Source organism: Nonomuraea sp. NPDC050643, assembly GCF_040654715.1.
GTDB lineage: Bacteria > Actinomycetota > Actinomycetes > Streptosporangiales > Streptosporangiaceae > Nonomuraea.
This window is the reverse complement of the sequence record NZ_JBFAIM010000005.1, coordinates 128,429-146,736: the sequence shown is the minus strand read 5'-3', so window position 1 is coordinate 146,736 and position 18,308 is coordinate 128,429. Positions and strand designations below refer to the sequence as shown.

Below are 18,308 nucleotides of genomic sequence, written 5' to 3'. Positions count from 1 at the left end.
CGCGTAACTTCCCCAGGCCGGTCGTCGAAGCGCTTCGACACTCTCAGAGGGATGATCATGCAAGAACCCCCCTTCCGTGACCCAGCGGCCCCCCTTCACGACCGGATCGACGACCTCCTGCGCAGGCTCACTCTCGAGGAGAAAGTGGGCCTGCTGCACCAGCACCAGGCCCCGGTCGAGCGGCTGGGGATGGGCGCGTTCCGCACGGGCACCGAGGCGCTGCACGGCCTGGCCTGGCTGGGCCCCGCGACGGTGTTCCCGCAGGCGATCGGGCTGGCCTCGACGTGGGACCTCGACCTCGTAGGCAGGGTCGGCGCGGCGACCGGCGACGAGGTGCTGGCCTTCCACCACAAGGATCCGGCCGGCGCGGGGCTCAACGTGTGGGCTCCCGTGGTCAACCCGCTGCGCGACCCCCGGTGGGGGCGCAACGAGGAGGGTTACTCCGAGGATCCGTGGCTGACCTCGGTCATGGCCACGGCGTACGCGCGCGGGCTTTGTGGGAGCGCTCCCGAAACCCTGAAGACGGCCCCCACGCTCAAGCATTTCCTGGCCTACAACAACGAGACCGACCGGTGCACGACGTCGAGCAACCTGCCACCACGGGTTCTGTACGAGTACGAGCTGCCGGCCTTCCGCAAACCCATCGAGGAGGGCGTGGCGGTGGCCGTGATGCCCTCGTACAACCTGGTCAACGGCCGGCCCGCGCACCTCAGCCCGCTGATCGCCCAGGAGTTGCGGGCCTGGGCGCCGGACGACCTGCTGATCGTCAGCGACGCGTACGCGCCGGGCAACCTCACCGCGCCCCAGGGCTACCACGACACGCTGCCCGAGGCGTACGCGCACGCGGTCAAGGCCGGGCTGGACAGCTTCACCCAGGACGACGACCGCTCGGAGGCCACGCTCGGGCACCTGCGCACCGCGCTCGCCGCGGGCCTGCTGGCCGAGACCGACGTGGACGAGGCCGTGCGGCACGCGCTGTCGATCCGGTTCCGGCTGGGCGAGTTCGACCCGGCGACGCCGTACGACGAGATCAACGACAACGTGGTCAACTGCCCCGAGCACCAGGCGCTGGCCAGGGAGGCGGCGCGGCGCTCGTTCGTGCTGCTGGAGAACGACGGTCTGCTGCCGCTCCAGGACGTGACCCGGGTCGCGGTGATCGGGCAGCTCGGCGACACGCTCATGGAGGACTGGTACAGCGGCACGCTGCCCTACGCCGTCACCGCCCGGGGCGGGCTGGCCGAGCGGTGCGAGACCGTGTTCTGCGAGGCCGTGGACCGGGTGACGCTGACCACCGACGCCGGCCCGGTGACCGCGGACCCGGCGGGCGGGCCGCTCGGCGTCGGGGCCGCGGAGGCGGGGCTGTTCGACCTGTTCGACTGGGGCGGCGGCGCGTACGCGCTGCGCTCCGTCACGACCGGCCGGTTCGTGTCCGTGGACGAGGTCACGCTGGTCAACGACCAGCCGGGGCCGAACGGGTGGGAGGTGCGCCAGACGTTCCGGATGGAGGAGCGCCCGCGCGGCACGCTCGCCCTGCGCCACGTCTCGACCGGCTGCTACGTCGGCGCCGGCGAGGACGGCGTGCTGCGCCTGGTGGACGACGCCGACCAGGCCGTGTGGCTGGCCATGGACGTGGTCAGGAGCGGCACCGAGCAGGCCGCCCGGCTGGCCGGGGAGGCCGACGTGGCGGTCGTGGTGGTCGGCGACCATCCGCTCGTCAACGGCCGCGAGACCGAGGACCGCATGACGCTGGCCCTGGCCCCCGGGCAGGACGCGGTGGTGCGGGCCGTGCGCAAGGCGAACCCGCGTACGGTCCTGGTCATCTCCAGCGGTTACCCGCTGACCTGGACCGACGGCGAGGTGCCGGCGGTGCTGTGGTCGGCGCACGGCGGCCAGGAGTACGGCCACGCGCTGGCCGAGGTGCTGTTCGGCGACGCCGATCCGCAGGGCCGTCTCACCCAGACCTGGTACCGCTCCGAGCAGGAGCTGCCCGACCTGCTCGACTACGACATCATCGCCTCCGACGCCACGTACCAGTATTTCCGGGGCGTCCCGCTGCACCCCTTCGGCCACGGCCTCAGCTACACCACGTTCGAGTACGCGGACCTGCGCGTCCGGCTCACCGACGGCGTCCTGCACGCCGAGGCCACGGTCACGAACACGGGTGCGCGCCCCGGCGTCGAGGTCGTCCAGTTCTACACCCACCAGCAGCGCTCCCGCGTCAAGCAGCCGCTGCGCCGCCTGCGCGGGTTCGAGCGGGTCCGGCTGGAGCCGGGCGAGAGCCGTACCGTCACGCTCCGGCTGCCCGTCGCCGAGCTGGCGTTCTGGGACGTGACCAGGAGCAGGTTCGTCGTGGAGAGCGCGCCGCACCAGCTCATGGCCGGCCGCAGCGCCACCGACGTGCGCCTGAGCGCCCGCTTCGAGGTCGAGGGCGACACCGTCCCGCCGCAGCGCGGGCCGCTGCGGGCCGCCTGTCACGACGAGTACGACGCGATCACCTTCGTGGACGAGACCAGGACGGACGGCGACGCCGTGCGCTCCGACGCCGAGGGCGCCTGGATCCTGTTCCGGCAGGTGGACCTGACCGGCCACGCGACCTGCGTGGCCACGGCGGGCAGCACCGAGGGCGGCATGATCACCATCCGTCTCGGCGACCCCCTCTACGGCCGTTCCCTGGCCGCCTTCCCGGTGCCGCGGACCGACCGGTACGGCTATCACGCCATCACGTCAGCGCTCGAGACCGTGGACGGGGTGCACGATCTCTATGTGGTGTTCGAGAACGACGGAGTGACGCTGACCCGCCTCGACTTCGGAGCCGGGGCTTGAGCGGGCGCACGGTGACGATCGCCGAGGTCGCCAAACACGCGGGCGTGGCCGTGAGCACGGTCTCCTACGTGCTCAGCGGCAAGCGGACGATCTCGGCCGACACCAGGCGGCGGGTGCTCGACAGCATCAGCGCGCTCGGCTACCACCCCAACGCGGGCGCCCGCGCCCTGGCCAGCAAGCGCTCCAACGTGATCGCGCTGGTGCTGCCGCTGCGGGCCGGCATGCACGTGCCCGTCCTGATGCGCTTCGCCAGCGCCGTCGTCACGGCGGCCCGGCGCTTCGACCACGACGTGCTGCTGCTGACCGCCGACGAGGGCACCGCGGGCATCCGCCGGGTGGCGGCGAGCGCGCTGGTGGACGCGCTGGTGCTCATGGACGTCGAGCTGGACGACCGCCGGGTGCCGCTGCTGCGTGAGCTGCCCGAGCCGAGCGTCCTCATCGGCTTCCCCGCCGAGCCGGCCGGGCTGACCTGCGTCGACCTCGACTTCGCCGCCGCGGGCGCGCAATGCGTGACGCACCTGGCCGAGCGCGGCCACGAGGAGATCGCGCTGCTCGGGGCCCCGTCGGTCGTGTACGACCGGGGCACCGGCTTCGCCACCCGCACCAGGGAGGGCTTCGTGGACGCCCTGGACGACCACGGCCTCAAGGGCGTGGCGCTGCCCTGCGAGGAGACGTTCGACGAGGTGTACGAGACCGTCCGCGACCTCCTCCTCGACCGGCCCGGCCTGTCCGGCCTGGTCGTGCACAACGAGGCCGCCGTCGGGCACGTGCTGGCCGCGCTGCGCCAGCTCGACCGGCGGGTGCCGCACGACGTGGCGGTGGTGGCGATCTGCCCCGACGACGTGGCCGACCGGGCCGGCCCGCCCCTCACCTCCGTGCTGATCCCGGCGGAAGAGGTGGGCAGGGAGGCCGTACGGCTGGTCATGGACAAGCTGGAGGGCCGCGCGGTGCCCGAGTCGACCCTGCTCACACCTCTGCTGGTGGTCCGCGCCAGCACCTGAGGCAAACGCCTCCTCGCGCCAAGTTTGCGGCAGGTATTCAGCCGCTCGCGTCACGTGCGTCAAAGCCTGTCGGATTTTTCGACTTTTACGGTTCCCTGTCGGTTTTTCCTGGGCAAGTCGGCCGACGTGAGTTCGAAGGGGGACGGGAGAAGGACGATGTCCGAGGGGACCTACCTCTACGCGGTGGCCCGTGATCCGCTGCCCGCCTGCCCGCCCGGCGTGGCGGGCGGCGCCGTGCGTACGGTGACCCGGCCCGGCCTGGTCGCCTACGTGAGCACGGTGCCGCTGGAGCGGTTCGGCGCCGCGCCCCCGCGCCGGTCCCTGGAGGACCTCGACTGGCTGGCCGAGACGGCCCGCGCCCACCGCCGCGTCGTGGACGCCGTGGCCGCCGCCACCACCGCCGCCCCGATCCGGCTCGTCACCGTGTACGAGCACGACGACCAGGTACGCGACCTGCTCGACCGGCGCGGGGACGACTTCCTGCGGATGCTCGAACGCGTCACGGGCCGCCGCGAATGGGGCGTCAAGGCCTACGCCGCCCCAGCAGGGAAGCCCCGGGTCGCGGTGGAGGCGCACACCGGCGAACCGGCCACCGGCCACCACCACCGCCGCCGGGCCGGCCTGTACGCCCGGGAACACGCCCGCGGTCAAGCCCGCGGCCAGGCCGGCCGCCGTGCCGACGACGTCCACCGGGCGCTGTCCGCCCTGGCCGCCGCGTCTCACCGCCACCGGGCCCAGAACCTCCGCCTGTCCGGCCGGGGCGACTGGATGCTGCTCAACGGCGCGTACCTGGTGGACGACGCCCGCGCCGCCGAGTTCGCCGCCCTGGCGGGCACCCTGGGAGGCGACGGCGTGGACCTGCGGCTGACCGGCCCCTGGGCCCCCTACTCGTTCACGGTCATGAAGACGACGTGAGCTGGGCGGGCGCTTCGAGCAGCCCCCGAAGACCTCGGCCCCTGAGAGCGCTCCTCACCACGGACGGACCTCGGCGCGTCACGACCCGGCGCGTCCAAGGTCGAGCACGCGTGCGGCCAGGCCGGGATAATCCAGGACGAAGCCGGACTCGTCGTAGACCAGCCGGCACGCGACGCCGAACACCGGCGCCGCGTAGTCGTAGCACCGGTCGGAGACCCGCGCGTAGTCCTGGTCGAGCCGCTCGACGGCGAGGTCGAGGGCGCGCACGTAGGCCGCGGGGGCGGGTGCCCCGGCCCCGACCGCCAGGCCGAGCCGGTGCACGGGGAACGCGTTGGTCATCGCCGACGACTCCAGGTCCACGTCGAGGCAGCCGTCGAGGTGCGGGGCCCGCTCGCCGTCGACCAGCCAGCCGCCGGCCCCGTCCGCCTCCAGGAGCGTGTTGCGGGCGCCCGCCGCCGACCGGCTCCTGATCCGGGCGCGGCGGGTGGTCCAGGTGGCGTCCACGTCGATCGCGTAGTCAACGGCCCAGGTCAGGCCGTCCTCGGCCGCCGTCGTGCAGCCCTCGACATGGTGGCCGCCCTCCAGCGGGCGGAAGTAGACGACCTCGAAGCCCGTGCGGGCGGTGATGTGCCGCCAGGCGGCGGTCTGCGGTGGGGGCGCGAAGCTCACGGGGTCGATCCTGCCAGGCCGGGAACTCCGAACCCGGCTCCGGGTGAAGGTCATGGGTGGTGGACGAGCCCGGGCGGCTTCCCGGAGGAGGGCTGACCTAGCATCGGTCGGGTGGACTCGGTGGAGGTGTTCGAGGGGCTGCGGCCGCGGCTGTTCGGGCTGGCGTACCGGCTGCTCGGGTCCGCCGCCGAGGCCGAGGACATGGTGCAGGAGGCGTACCTGCGCTGGAGTCACGCCGGGCCGGTCGAGGTGCCCGCGGCCTGGCTGACCAAGGTCGTCACGAACCTGTGCCTCAACCAGCTCACCTCCTCCCGCGTGCGGCGTGAGAGCTACGTGGGGCCGTGGCTGCCCGAGCCGGTCGTCACCGGCGGCGGCGCGCTCGGCCCGCTGGAGACCGTCGAGCAGCGCGAGTCGGTCTCCATGGGCCTGCTCGTCCTGCTGGAGAGGCTGAGCCCGGTGGAGCGGGCGGTGTTCGTGCTGCGGGAGGCGTTCGGGCACGGCCACGCGGAGATCGCCGAGATCCTCGGCATCGAGGAGGCGCACTCGCGGCAGTCGTACCGCCGGGCCAGGACGCACGTGGGGGAGCCGCGCAAGCGGTTCGACAGCGACGCCGAGCAGCACCGGCGGATCGTGCGGAGCTTCCTCGCGGCGACCGTGAACGGCGACGTCGAGGCGCTTGCGCGGCTGCTCGCCGACGACGTGGTCGCCTGGGCCGACGGCGGCGGCACGACGGCGGCGCGCAGGCCCGTCGAGGGCCGGGAGAAGGTGGCGCGCTACCTGCGCGGATTCAGCCTCCGGCCGGAGGCGGCCGGGCTGGCGATCGAGGTCGCCGAGATCAACGGCGCGCCCGCGGTGCTCGTCCACGACCCGGCCGGTCTCCTGACCGGCACGCCCGCCGATCGGTCCGGCGGGCTGCTGGCGGTCCTGGCCGTGGAGATCGAGGACGGGCGGGTGAGCGGGATCCGGACGATCGTGAGCCCCGCCAAGCTCGCCTACGCCACCGCGCAGCTCATGTGAGCCTTGTCACAGACCAGGACTGTCACGGACGATCCGGCTCACCGGTTCAAGTGGGGACTCGACTGGAGGAACCATGACGAACCACATCGTGGTGCTAGGAGCCGGATACGCCGGGCTGGGGGCGGCCAAGCGCGCCGCCCGCCGGCTGGGGGGCGGGCGGGCAGGTGACGTCCGGGTGACGCTGGTCAACGCGGCCGACCGGTTCGTGGAGCGGGTGCGCCTGCACCAGCTCGCGGCGGGCCGGCGGCTGCCCGACCTGCCGCTGGCCGGGCTGCTGGAAGGGACCGGGATCGAGCTGGTGGTGGCCAGGGCCGTGGGCATCGACGCGGAGGCCAGGACGGTACGCCTGGACGCGGCGCCGTACGAGCTGGGCTACGACGTGCTCGTCTACGCCCTGGGGAGCGGCTCGGACCCGGACGCCGTGCCGGGGGTGCGTGCGCACGCGTACCCCGCCGGCCTCGTTGGCGCGGGGCTCTCCGGCGGGGCCCGCCGCCACCTGCGCCGGACGTTCGCCCGCATGGGCGTCGTCGTGCGCGAGCACGCGCCGGTGCGCGAGGTGGGGCCCGGCGGCGTGCTGCTGGCGGACGGGGACGAGCTGCCCGCCGAGACCGTGGTGTGGGCGGCCGGGTTCCGCGTCCCCGGGCTGGCCGCCGCCGCCGGGCTGGCCACCGACGAGCACGGCCGCATGCTCGTGGACCGCTCCCTGCGCTCGCTCTCGCACCCGGAGGTGTTCGGCGTCGGCGACGCCGCCGCGACGGACAGGGAGGGCCGCGTGACCCGCATGGCCTGCCAGACGAGCCTGCCCATGGGCATGTACGCGGGCGAGGCCGTGGCCGACCTGCTGACCGGCCGGGAGCCGCGTAGGGCCCGGTTCCGCTACGTATGGCAGAACGTCAGCCTGGGCCCTCGCGACGGCGTCACCCAGTTCACGCGCGCCGACGACAGCCCCCTCGACGCCATCATGACCGGCCGGGCCTCGGCCGCGTTCAAGGAGGCCATCATGCGGGGCACGGTCTGGGCGATGCGCCACCCCGGCCCGTACCGGCCGGTGGCGGTCAGGGCTCCTGGCCGTCCGGCAGGTGCCACGGCAGGATGACCGGCTCGACCGGCCGGTCACCGGCGACGAGCCGCTCCAGCAGCGGGCCGAGCCCCCTCGGCACCACGGGCTCGTCGGCTGACGGCAGCTCGGCCGCCGTCCACCACTGGAAGCGGTCGGTCACCGCGCGCTCTTCGGCGTCCATGCCGGAGGTGTCGACCTCCAGCCCGTCCACGCGCAGCGCGAAGTAGACGTCGCGGGAGAAGAACCGCCGCCCGCCCAGCGACCAGCCGCCCTCGCTGGTCGCCACCACCTCGCCGAGCGCCTCGGGCGTCACGGCGTGCCCGAGCTCCTCCTTCAGCTCCCTGGCCGCCGCCTGCCGCGGGCTCTCCCCGGGATCGACGCCTCCGCCCGGCGTGAACCAGGCGTACGGCGGGTCCTCGACCTGCAGCAGCCGTCCCCGGTAGAGCAGGGTCCGGCCGGCGGCGTCGATCAGCAGCACGCGGGCCGTCTCCCGGACGGCCGGCGGCTCGCTCATATGACCATCTCGGCCGTGATGGCCCAGCGCTCGTGGTCGCGCCAGGCCCCGTCGACGTACTGGAAGTTGCGCGAGCAGCCCTCGCGCTCGAAGCCGACGCGCTCGATCAGGCGCAGGGAGGCGGTGTTGGACGGCTGGATGTTGGCCTCGAGACGGTGCAGCTCCATCTCGCCGAACGCGTACGCGACCAGCAGCTTCAGGCCCTCGGTCAGATAGCCGTGGCCGGTGGTGGAGGCGTAGGCGGAGTAGCCGATGGTCGCGCTCTGGTGGGTGCCCCTGACGATGTTGTTGACGTTGACCCGGCCGACGATCGCGCCGGTGTCACGCAGGCAGATCAGGAACCCTTCGTGCAGGGGCCCGTCGAACCTGGCCAGATAGCCCTCGAAGTCCTCGTACGTGACGATGGGCGAGCCGGGCATCCACCGGGCGAACATCTCGGCACTTTCCTTGTGCAGGATCGCCAGCTCCTCGAAGTCCTGCAGGCTGATGTACCGGATGGCCACCCGCGGCCCTTGAGCAAGATAGATCACACCAGTCATTCTGCTGTCCCGCCCGGCCAGGCGGGGCAGCGCCATGACCGCCTGTCCGCCTCGACGGTGAACGGCACCGCGTGCGGCAGTGGCGAACCCCAGACCTTCCCGCCCAGCCCCCAAAGGACGCTGAGCCCGGCCGTCCGGCGGGCCCGGGTGGCGTGCTCGCGTACACCTGGCCGATTCCCTCGCCTCGCAGCCGCCGGCCGGTGCGCACCGCCTGCGCCCGGCCCTGTGTCGGCTGTCAGCGAATTCGCCTTGATGTCCATTTTTGCGGTGCTTGGATGGCCAGATGAATATCTTGGTTCTGGGCGGGACGGCATGGGTGGGACGAGAGCTGTCGCGCCAGGCGATCGACCGCGGTCATCAGGTGACGTGCCTGGCCCGCGGCGAAAGCGGGAAGGTCGCGGACGGCGCGACGCTGGTGGCCGCCGACCGGCGGGACCCGTCGGCGTACGAACCGCTGCGGGGCCGTGAATGGGACGCGGTCGTCGAGGTGTCCTGGCAGCCCGGCTTCGTCCGCGGGGCGCTCGACGCCCTCGGAGACAGGGCCAGGCACTGGGCCTACATCTCCTCCGTCAGCGCCTACGCCTCCCACGCCACCCCCGGCGCCGACGAGTCCGCGGACCTCCTCACCCCCACCGACCAGGACGAGGCCGGCCGCGAGCAGTACGGCGAGGCCAAGGCCGCCTGCGAGCTGGCGTCGGAGGCCGCCGTGGGCGACCGCCTCCTCATCGCCCGCGCGGGCCTCATCGGTGGCCCCGGCGACCACAGCGGACGCACCGGCTACTGGGTGGCCCGCGCCGCCCGCGACCCGCGGGGCCCGATGCTGGTCCCCGACACCCCGGACCGTTCGACCCAGGCGATCGACGTGCGTGACCTCACCGCCTGGCTCCTCGACGCCGCCGAGGCGGGGACCGCCGGCACGTACAACGCCGTCGGCCCCGAAGTGCCGTTCAGCGAGTGGATCGACCTGTCCCGCTCCATCGGCGGGCACACCGGCCCGGTGGTCACCGCCGACTCGGCTTGGCTGCTCGCGAACGACGTCACCGAGTACATGGGGGAGGAGTCGCTGCCGATGTGGTTGGTGGAGCCGGGCTGGGAGGGCTGGTCGTCGCGCAGCGGCGCCGCCGCCCAGGCCGCGGGCCTGCGCCACCGGCCAAGCGCGGAACTGCTGGCCGACACGCTGGCCTGGGAACGCGAGCAGGGCCTGGACCGCCCCCGCCGCGCCGGCCTCAGCGCCCAGCGCGAACGCGAACTGCTGGCCGCTCTCGGCTGACGGCCCTGCCCGTCGTCTCCGTCCGAGCGGGCAACCCGCCGAATGTCGGTGCCCGCCGCTAGGTTCGCCGCATGGACGAGACCCTGAGGACCCGGCAGGTCGTGCACGCCTACGTCGACTGTGCCGAACGGCGCGACTGGGCGGGATTCGGCGCGTTGCTCGCCGAGGACGTGGTCTACGAGATGCCGCAGACCCGCGAGCGAATCCGTGGGAAGCCGGCCTTTCTCCAGTTCAACACCGAATATCCCGGAGATTGGCACCTGGCGGTGCGGCGGGTCGTCGCCGACGGGCGCCACGCGGCCGCCTGGCTCGACACCCGTGTCGGGGCCGAGCGCCAGGAGGCCTGCGTGTGGCTGGAGATGTCAGATGAGGGGCTGATCAGCCGGATCACCGACTACTGGCCGGAGCCCTACGAGCCGCCCGCCGGGCGGGAGCATCTGGTGGAGCGCTGGTGACAGACGCGAAACGCCCCCCGCGAGGTCCTTGTTCAGGGTCTCGCGGGGGGGCGTTCGCGCAAAGGGTCGTTACCAGTCGCCGCCGCCGAAGTCTCCGCCTCCGAAGTCTCCGCCGCCGCCGAAGTCACCCCAGCCGCCGCCGTCGCCGCCGCCGAAGTCGCCGCCTCCGGCGTCGGCGGCGCCTTCCGCGTAACCGGCGCCGTAGCCGCCGAAGCCGCCGCCCAGCATGCTGCCCATCATGGTGCCGATGAACATGCCGGTCATGATGTCGCCGAAGCCGCCGTAGTAGCCGTAGGCGTAGGGCTGGTAGGCCGGGCCGGCGTCGTAGTAGGGCCTGCGCTGGCCGTCCACCATGACCTCGCGCATCTGCGGGTCGAAGCCGCGCTCCACGGCCTCCGCGTCCATCTTGCAGGCGGGCACGTCGCGGACCGCGCCACCGGGCGGCGCCCAGCGGACGTCACGGAGCGACGGGCCGTGCTGCGGGTTGAAGAAGCAGGGCGCGCGCCGCTCGGGCACCGGGTCGTTGTTGACCTTGGCCTTCACCACGGCCAGCGCGTAACGGCCGTCCTCGAGGGTCTGCGTGACCTCGCGGACCTGGTCGGCCCGCTGGACGGAGTTGAGCTGGGTCTTGGCCTTCTCGTAGGAGTCGAGTGCCGTCTGCCACTCGTCGATGTGCCTGCCACCCTGGCCGGCCAGCGTGACGTCGGTGTCGAGGGCGGTGATCTCCTCGCCGAGCTTGGTGACGTCTTCTTCCACGGTGCCCTTGACCGCGGCCAGGTCCTTGGCGTCCTGGATGGCCCGCTTCTTCTTCTTGTTGCTGGAGTAGAGGAAGTAGCCGCCACCGCCGACCACGACCAGCGTGCCCAGGGCGATCAGCGCGGCGGTGCCGCCGGCGCCGGGGTTGGCCTGGCTGCCCGGGTCGAGGGCCGCCCTGGTCTTGCCCTTGACGGCGGAGTCGACGCGGTTGGCGAAGTCTTTCATGCCGGCCACGGCGTCACCCGAGTTGGCGTTGACGGACAGCGTGGCGAGCTGGCCCGCGAGACCCTCCCTGCGGATCGAGGAGGACGCCGCGTAGAGCGTCGTGCCGTCGAGCACGGCATAGGTGGCCGACGGGCCGCTCGCGGCCTTCATCGCGGAGTTGAGGCTGGTCATGAAAGACGCAATGGTGGCATCGTCCACCGTGCCGTCGGGAAGCGCCACAGCGTAGATCTTGCTGCTGGCTCCCTCGAGGGCTTCACGGATCTCGCTCTGCTGGTCGGACGACAATGTCGCACCGGGCTGCACGAAGAGCGGATCCTTCTTCCAAGTGGACACCACCGTGTTGGCGTCTGGCGGAGCCGCCGCGTGGGCGGCAGGGGACAGCGCAAGAACGACGATTAGACCGGCGATCAGAGCCGCAACCGCGGCCCCTGCTCGGCGCAGCGAATGGGTCATTGGCAGCAAGCCTCCTTCGCCCATGAGGACGAACGGGCGGTCGGCAAAGTTCCTCACTGGGCACGCTACCTGTCCGCAGGCGCACAAGCGCACATCGTGGCCGAAAGAGGTGACGGCTACGTGTCCTTGATCTCGCAGATGGTGGCGCCCGAGGTGACCGTCTGGCCGACCGCCGCCGTCAGGCCCGTGATCGTGCCCGACTTGTGCGCGGTCAGCGGCTGCTCCATCTTCATGGCCTCCAGCACCACGACGGTGTCGCCCTCGCTCACCACGTCTCCGTCCGAGGCCACCACCTTGACGATCGTGCCCTGCATCGGGCTCACCAGCGAGTCTCCGCCCGCCGCCGACTTCTTCGCCCCGCCACCGGCGCGTCTGGGCGCCTTCCCGGCGGCGGCGGGCGCGGTGGCGGAGGCGCCGAGACCGGCGGGCAGGACGACCTCCAGGCGCTTGCCCCCGACCTCGACCGTGACCGTCTCGCGGGCCGGCGCCTCGCCGGCCGCATCCTCGCCGGCATAGGGCTCGACGGTGTTGTCCCACTCCGTCTCGATCCACCGCGTGTGTACGGAGAACGGCGACGACACGAAGGCCGGATCGGACACGACGGCCCGGTGGAACGGCAGCACGGTGGGCATGCCCGCGATCTCGAACTCCGCGAGCGCCCGCCGCGAGCGCTCCAGCGCCTCCCGCCGGGTCCGCCCGGTCACGATCAGCTTGGCCACCAGCGAGTCGAAGGTCCCCGGCACCGTCATCCCGGCCTCGTATCCGGCGTCGAGCCGCACCCCGGGCCCCGAGGGCGCGCGCATGACGGTCAGCGTGCCGGGTGCGGGCAGGAAGTTGCGCCCGGCGTCCTCGGCGTTGATCCGGAACTCGATCGAGTGCCCGCGCAGCGCCGGGTCGTCGTAGCCCAAGGGCTCGCCGTCGGCGATCCGGAACATCTCCCGCACCAGGTCGATCCCCGAGACCTCCTCGCTGACCGGGTGCTCGACCTGCAGCCGGGTGTTCACCTCGAGGAAGGAGATCGTGCCGTCCTGCCCGACGAGGAACTCGCAGGTGCCGGCCCCGACGTAACCGGCCTCCTTCAGGATGGCCTTGGAGCTGGTGTAGAGGATGTCGAGCTGCTCCTCCGTCAGGAACGGCGCCGGGGCCTCCTCCACCAGCTTCTGGTGGCGGCGCTGGAGCGAGCAGTCGCGGGTGCTGACCACGACCACGTTGCCGTCGCGGTCGGCCAGGCACTGCGTCTCGACGTGGCGGGGCCGGTCGAGGTAGCGCTCGACGAAGCACTCGCCGCGCCCGAAGGCGGCGACCGCCTCGCGGACGGCCGACTCGTACAGCTCGGCGACCTCCTCCAGGCGGCGGGCCACCTTGATGCCGCGCCCGCCGCCGCCGTACGCGGCCTTGATCGCGATCGGCAGCCCGTGCTCCTCCGCGAACGCCACCACCTCGCCGGCCCCGGACACCGGGTCCTTGGTGCCGGCCACGAGGGGCGCGCCGACCTTCTGCGCGATGTGCCTGGCCTGCACCTTGTCGCCGAGCGCGGCGATGGCGGCCGGCGGCGGGCCGATCCAGACGAGGCCCGCGTCGATGACGGCCTGGGCGAAGCCGGCGTTCTCGGCCAGGAAGCCGTAGCCGGGATGGACGGCGTCCGCGCCCGAGCGCCGCGCGACGCCGAGCAGTTTGCCGATGTCCAGGTAGGTCTCGGCGGGGGTCTGGCCGCCCAGCGCGTACGCCTCGTCGGCCACCTTGGCGTGCAGGGCGTCGAGGTCCTGGTCGGCGTACACGGCCACACTGCCGATCCCGGCGTCTTGACACGCGCGGGCCACCCGCACGGCGATCTCGCCGCGGTTGGCGATCAGAACCTTCCGCACAGACCCTCGTCCTTTCTTTCTGGAGACGCTCAGCGGCCCAGATAGGCGCCGCCGTTGACGTGTACGACCTGCCCCGTGATGTGCCTTGCTCCCTCGGAGGCCAGGAAGAGAACGGTATCCGCCACGTCGGCGGGAGTGCCAGGCCGCCCGTTGCGCGTGTTCTCCACCCGGGCCCGGATTCCGTCATCCGTCAGGCGGCCGCGGAAGAACTCGGTGTCGAGGACGAGGCCGGGAGAGACCACGTTCGCGGTGATGCCCCTGGGGCCCAGCTCGGCGGCCAGGTCGGCGGACCAGGACTCCAGGGCGGCCTTGGCGGCGCCGTACGAGCCGGAGCCCGTGCCCCTGGCGGCGATGGAGCCGATCGAGACGACGCGGCCGCCCTCGCGCATGCGCGGCGCCAGCGCGGTGGTGACGAGGACGGCGGACATGAGGTTGGCGTTGAGGTTGGCCCACCACGCCTCGGCCACGTCCATCAGCTCGCCGGACTGCCTGCGGTCCAGGTTGGTGTTGCCGCCGGCGTTGTTGACCAGGACGTCGACCCGCTCGGGCAGGCCGGACAGCGCCTCTTTGACGGCGACGGGGCTGGCCGCGTTGAACGGCGTCCACGACGCCCTGAGGCGCGCGGCGGCCTCTTTGAGCACCTGTTCGCGGCGGCCGGTGATGGTGACGTGGTCGCCGAGCGCGGCGAACGCCGCGGCGATCGCGTAGCCGATGCCGGTCCCGCCGCCGGTCACCACAACCTCGCGCATGAACCGCCAGCTCCCGATGAGATCCGAACAATCCTCGGGTAGACCATAGCCGCTCGGCATAACGGGAGCGACGGCTGGTGGGCCCCCTTAGTGTGAGGGCGCTTTCCCAGCTTCCAGGAGGTTTGCATGAGCCACAGCATGGTCGGTGGCGACCTGCAGGAAATGCAGCAGATGTCGACTCAGTTCACGCAGCAGTCGGAGGCGGTCCGCACCACGATGACCGCGCTCGACCGCGAGGCCGCCAAGGTCGGCACCGCGTGGACCGGGCCGGGGGCGCAGCGTTTCCAGCAGGCGTGGCAGAACTACCGTACGGCGTTCCAGCGCATGACCGAGGAGCTCCAGGAGGCTTCGCGGGTCATCGGCACCTACCGCCAGAACATCGAGTCCGCGACGAAATGAGCGACGGCTGGAGGCCCTGGCGAGGGAATGCTGGGGCTTCTTCCCGTCGTCCGGCCTTGGCCGGGCCAGAGCGGCCTCGACCGGGCCGCCTTTCCCGGTAATTCGGACAGGCCGCCGAATCGGGCAAGCTAGGCTTTTTCGCCATGATAGGTCGCGCCCTCGTGGCAAGCGCGCTCGCCCTGCAGATCCCGCTGGTGCCCGCCGTAGCCCGTGAGGCGTGCAACCCGGCCAGGGGCACCCTGGAGATCGGCGAGTCCTGGGCCCAGAAGCGGCTCGACCCCAAGCGCGTCTGGTCGCTGTCCACCGGCGCGGGTGTGCCGGTGGCGATCATCGACACCGGCGTCGACCTGGAGCATCCGCAGATCCGCCTGGCGGGCAAGGCCGACCTCACCGGCTCCGGCTACCGCGACTGCATCGGCCACGGCACCGCGGTGGCGGGCATCATCGGCGCGCAGTACATGCGCGGGGTGCTGTTCTACGGCATGGCGCCGGGCGCGCGGCTGCTGTCGTACAAGTTCACCGAGACGGAGCGGAACGGCGACACGCAACTGCTGGTCAAGGGCATCAAGGCCGCCGCCGACCAGGGCGCCAAGGTCATCAACGTGTCGAGCAGGACGCTGGACCAGCCCGCGCTGGAGGCGGCCGTCCAGTACGCGATCGCCAAGGACGCGGTCGTCGTGGCCGCGGCCGGCAACGTCACGAAGGAGGACGGCACGCCCTCTCCGGCCTACCCGGCGAGCTACGAGGGCGTGCTCGCGGTGGGCGCGGCGGGGCCGAGTGGCGTGCTGGCCGAGTTCTCCAACACCAAGACGCCGGTCTCGGTGATCGGGCCCGGTGAGGGTGTCACGTCCACCTGGACCGGCCGTTCCTACAACGAGGACCTCGACGGCACCAGCTACGCCGCGCCGTACGTGGCGGGCGTCGCGGCGCTCGTCCGGGCCCGCTACCCCACCCTGGACCAGTCCCAGGTACGCCAGCGCATCATCGCCACCGCCGACGGCGCCACCGGCGCGGGCAAGGGGGCGGGCATGGTCAACCCCATGCTGGCCGTGAGCGCGATCCTGCCCGACGAGCCGGCCAACGCCCCCGTCGTGGCGCCCCCGCCGCCGAGCCCGCTCCCGCGCGGCGCCGTGGCCAAGGCCCCGCCCGTGGACCAGGCCGCGGTCGACCTGGCCCTGCTCGTCGCGGCCTGCGCTCTGGGGCTGGTGATCGTCGTGGCCGCCGCCCGCGCCGTGATCCCGATGGGGCGGCGCAGAGGCTGGCGAGCCGGCCGTCCCGATTGACCGGCTAACTCCGACTGCAAGGAAAAGGCACAGTGAATTGTCGGGTACGGCCCGAAACTACTGATGCGGATGTGACGGATCTGGTTGAATGTGCCTGATCATGCTTTGCTGGTGAAAGGTTTGGGCATGCACCCTTTGCGCCCTGGTGATCCAGAGCGGATCGGCGCTTTCAGCATTGTCGGGCTGCTGGGAGAAGGGCCGCGAGGGGCGGTATTCCTCGGGCGAGAGTCCGATGAAGCCCCCATGGTCGCCATCAAGCTCCTTCCCGCCGAAGACGAGCCCGGAGAGACCGCGCCGGCCAAGTACCTCGGCGCCCGGCGGGTCTCCAGCTCGTACGTCGCCAGGATGCTGGACGCCGGCATGCTGGACGACCGGCCCTACATCGTGCGCGAATACGTCGAGGGCAAGAGCCTGGCCGAGACGGTGGCGCAGGGTGAGCCCCTGACCGGCGACGCGCTCGAGCGGGTCGCGGTCGGCGTGCTGACCGCCCTGTCGGCCGTCCACCTCGCGGGCCTGTCGCACCGCTCGCTCACCCCGCACAACGTCATCCTCGGCCCCGAGGGCCCCCGGGTGACCGACGCCGCGGTGGGCGAACCCGTCGGCGAGGTCGCCTACCAGGCTCCCGAGCAGATCGAGGGCCTGCAGTACGGCCCGTACGCGGACGTGTTCGCCTGGGCGGCCACGGTCGTCTTCGCGGGCACCGGCAAGCCGCCGTTCGACGGCCGGGAAGCCGTGCTGAACGCCGAGCCCGACGTCGGCATCGAGGCCGAGCCGATGCGCAGGGTGCTGGTGTCGGCGCTGGCCAAGGAGGTCGGGCCGCGGCCGACCACGTACAGCGCGCTCATGCAGGTGCTCGGCGACGCCGCCGGGCCGAAGACGCCGGCCGCCAAGCCGGCCATCGACGGCCCGCCGATCGAGGGCGTGCCGATCCAGGGCATCCCGGTGCCCGGCGTGCCCCCGCAGGGTCCGCCGCCGCCACCGCCGGGGGTGTTCACGCAGGGGCCGCCGACGCAGGGGCCCCCTCCCATGCAGGGCGTCCCGGCGCAGATGTCCCCGATGCAGGGCCCGCCGATGCAGGGGCCTCCTATGCAGGGGTCGCCCCTGCAAGGCCCGCCCATGCAGGGGCCCCCGATGCACGGGTCGCCCATGCAGGGCATGCCGCCGGCGCCGGGGCCGGCGGAGGTGACCATGTGGGGGCCGCCGGACGCCGAGCAGGCCCCGCCGCACCAGATCCGCCTCGAAGCGGTGCCGGGCAAGCCCGCCTCTCCTTCGCCGCGCAGAGGGCTCCCCTTAGGGCTGCTCGCCGGCGTCGCCGTGGTCGCGCTGATCTCGGCCCTGGGCCTGTGGGGCGCCAACAAGTACGTACGGCTGCAGCAGGTCAACCCCGCCTCCGTGGCGCAGGCCAACGCCGACGTGATCCCGGTGCCCACCTCGTCCGCCACCTCCGCGCCCCAGCAGGGCTCCGACCCCGTCGGTGTCGCCCCGCAGCAGACGGCGCCCGAGGCGACGGTGCCGTGGGGCGCCACGAGCAACCCCGACGACGCGGGCGTCGGCCCGCTGGTGCTGCCCACCGAGTGGACCTCGGCCCCGCCCACCGGCGTGCCCGAGCTGACCACCGCGCCGACCACCCCGGCCCCGCTGCCCTCCCAGCCGGTCGCGGTGCCCACGCAGTCGGTCCCGGCGGCGCAGACCACCACCGCCCGGCCGGATTCGACCAAGAAGCCCGCCAAGCCGACGGCGACCGTCACCAAGACGGTGCCGCCCACCAAGAAGCCCACCAAGGAACCGACCAAGGAGCCGACGAAGGAGCCGGAGCCGACCCCCACCGAGGAGCCGGAGCCGACCCCGACCAAGACGGCCAAGCCCACGCCGAAGCCGACTCCCACGAAGACGACCCCCAAGCCGACGCCGAAGCCCACCCCCACGAAGACGACCCCCAAGCCGACGCCGACGCAGACGAAGAACCCGTACACGCCTCAGCAGGTCTGCGGCTCGGGCTTCTCGGTCCAGCGTTCGAGCGCGTTCTCCGGCGGCGTGACCTACCAGCTCTGGAACAACAGCACCGGCCAGAACTGCGCGGTCACCATGAAGACCGTGGACATCGGCAAGAGCACCTCGGTCGGCGTCACCCTGGAGGCGCAGGGCGGCAGCGCCCAGTCGGACAGCGGCAGCTACGAGTTCTACGCCGGACCGGTCAAGGTGGCCGCGAAGGGCAAGTGCGTGCGCATCGGCGGCAGTGTCGGCTCGCAGAGCACCAGCGCGGGCTGGGCCAACTGCGGCTGAGCCACTGACGCGAGAACAGCGGGAAAAAGCGG

16 protein-coding genes are annotated in these 18,308 nt (G+C 72.6%); 10 read left to right on the top strand and 6 right to left on the bottom strand.

Translation table 11 applies throughout. The features are described 5' to 3' along the window. Positions 1-51: 51 nt before the first annotated feature. From AB0I15_RS08475 to AB0I15_RS08465, 3 genes are all read left to right on the top strand, one after another. The gene (locus AB0I15_RS08475; RefSeq protein WP_358091856.1) at positions 52-2,823 is read left to right on the top strand and encodes a glycoside hydrolase family 3 C-terminal domain-containing protein; all 2,772 of its coding nucleotides are present in this window, start codon (positions 52-54) and stop codon (positions 2,821-2,823) included. Next, positions 2,820-3,824, top strand: coding sequence for a LacI family DNA-binding transcriptional regulator (locus tag AB0I15_RS08470; RefSeq protein WP_358091854.1), 1,005 nt, complete (start codon positions 2,820-2,822; stop codon positions 3,822-3,824). Before AB0I15_RS08475 ends, AB0I15_RS08470 begins: the two co-directional genes overlap by 4 nt. Before the next feature lie 156 nt (positions 3,825-3,980). Beyond that, a complete protein-coding gene (locus AB0I15_RS08465) occupies positions 3,981-4,739 on the top strand; it encodes a GvpL/GvpF family gas vesicle protein (protein ID WP_358091852.1) in 759 nt (252 codons plus the stop codon). Positions 4,740-4,817: 78 nt separating this feature from the next. Here AB0I15_RS08465 and AB0I15_RS08460 read toward each other — a convergent pair whose 3' ends face one another. After that, on the bottom strand, positions 4,818-5,408 hold the full coding sequence (locus tag AB0I15_RS08460) for a putative glycolipid-binding domain-containing protein (RefSeq protein WP_358091850.1): 591 nt from the start codon (positions 5,406-5,408) through the stop codon (positions 4,818-4,820). A 111-nt stretch (positions 5,409-5,519) separates the two neighbouring features. Between AB0I15_RS08460 and sigJ the strand changes: the two genes are divergently transcribed. Together sigJ and AB0I15_RS08450 are read left to right on the top strand one after the other, a co-directional pair. Beyond that, the gene (gene sigJ, locus AB0I15_RS08455; RefSeq protein ID WP_358091848.1) at positions 5,520-6,425 is read left to right on the top strand and encodes an RNA polymerase sigma factor SigJ; all 906 of its coding nucleotides are present in this window, start codon (positions 5,520-5,522) and stop codon (positions 6,423-6,425) included. Positions 6,426-6,498: 73 nt separating this feature from the next. Further along, the gene (locus AB0I15_RS08450) at positions 6,499-7,521 is read left to right on the top strand and encodes an FAD-dependent oxidoreductase (RefSeq protein WP_358091846.1); all 1,023 of its coding nucleotides are present in this window, start codon (positions 6,499-6,501) and stop codon (positions 7,519-7,521) included. Here AB0I15_RS08450 and AB0I15_RS08445 read toward each other — a convergent pair. Further along, positions 7,481-7,999 carry an NUDIX domain-containing protein gene (locus tag AB0I15_RS08445; RefSeq protein ID WP_358091844.1) on the bottom strand — a complete coding sequence of 173 codons (519 nt, stop codon included), beginning with the start codon at positions 7,997-7,999 and terminating at the stop codon, positions 7,481-7,483. The two genes, AB0I15_RS08450 and AB0I15_RS08445, sit on opposite strands and share 41 nt — an antisense overlap. Continuing rightward, the gene (locus tag AB0I15_RS08440; RefSeq protein ID WP_358091842.1) at positions 7,996-8,529 is read right to left on the bottom strand and encodes a GNAT family protein; all 534 of its coding nucleotides are present in this window, start codon (positions 8,527-8,529) and stop codon (positions 7,996-7,998) included. The genes AB0I15_RS08445 and AB0I15_RS08440 overlap by 4 nt, the downstream gene beginning before the upstream one ends. A 292-nt stretch (positions 8,530-8,821) precedes the next feature. Here AB0I15_RS08440 and AB0I15_RS08435 point away from each other — a divergent pair, with 292 nt between their 5' ends. Both AB0I15_RS08435 and AB0I15_RS08430 read left to right on the top strand, forming a co-directional pair. Further along, a complete protein-coding gene (locus AB0I15_RS08435; protein WP_358091840.1) occupies positions 8,822-9,808 on the top strand; it encodes an NAD-dependent epimerase/dehydratase family protein in 987 nt (328 codons plus the stop codon). A gap of 71 nt (positions 9,809-9,879) precedes the next feature. Beyond that, the gene (locus AB0I15_RS08430) at positions 9,880-10,263 is read left to right on the top strand and encodes a nuclear transport factor 2 family protein (protein ID WP_358091838.1); all 384 of its coding nucleotides are present in this window, start codon (positions 9,880-9,882) and stop codon (positions 10,261-10,263) included. A gap of 69 nt (positions 10,264-10,332) precedes the next feature. On the opposite strand, the gene AB0I15_RS08425 is transcribed toward AB0I15_RS08430, so the two are convergent. The 3 genes from AB0I15_RS08425 to AB0I15_RS08415 form a co-directional block, all read right to left on the bottom strand. After that, positions 10,333-11,415: a hypothetical protein gene (locus tag AB0I15_RS08425; protein ID WP_358091836.1), complete on the bottom strand. Its 1,083-nt coding sequence runs from the start codon at positions 11,413-11,415 to the stop codon at positions 10,333-10,335. Positions 11,416-11,813: 398 nt separating this feature from the next. Continuing rightward, positions 11,814-13,562: a biotin carboxylase N-terminal domain-containing protein gene (locus tag AB0I15_RS08420; protein WP_358091834.1), complete on the bottom strand. Its 1,749-nt coding sequence runs from the start codon at positions 13,560-13,562 to the stop codon at positions 11,814-11,816. Between the two features lie 29 nt (positions 13,563-13,591). After that, positions 13,592-14,311: an SDR family oxidoreductase gene (locus AB0I15_RS08415; RefSeq protein ID WP_358091832.1), complete on the bottom strand. Its 720-nt coding sequence runs from the start codon at positions 14,309-14,311 to the stop codon at positions 13,592-13,594. A gap of 126 nt (positions 14,312-14,437) precedes the next feature. Here AB0I15_RS08415 and AB0I15_RS08410 point away from each other — a divergent pair, with 126 nt between their 5' ends. The 3 genes from AB0I15_RS08410 to AB0I15_RS08400 all read left to right on the top strand — a co-directional run bounded on the left by AB0I15_RS08410 (position 14,438) and on the right by AB0I15_RS08400 (position 18,276). Beyond that, entirely contained in the window at positions 14,438-14,710 is a 273-nt protein-coding gene (locus tag AB0I15_RS08410; RefSeq protein WP_358091830.1) for a WXG100 family type VII secretion target, read from the top strand. Positions 14,711-14,853: 143 nt separating this feature from the next. Further along, positions 14,854-15,993, top strand: a complete 1,140-nt coding sequence (locus AB0I15_RS08405; RefSeq protein WP_358091828.1) for a S8 family serine peptidase — start codon at positions 14,854-14,856, stop codon at positions 15,991-15,993. Between the two features lie 126 nt (positions 15,994-16,119). After that, entirely contained in the window at positions 16,120-18,276 is a 2,157-nt protein-coding gene (locus AB0I15_RS08400; protein ID WP_358091826.1) for a protein kinase, read from the top strand. Positions 18,277-18,308: the final 32 nt, after the last annotated feature.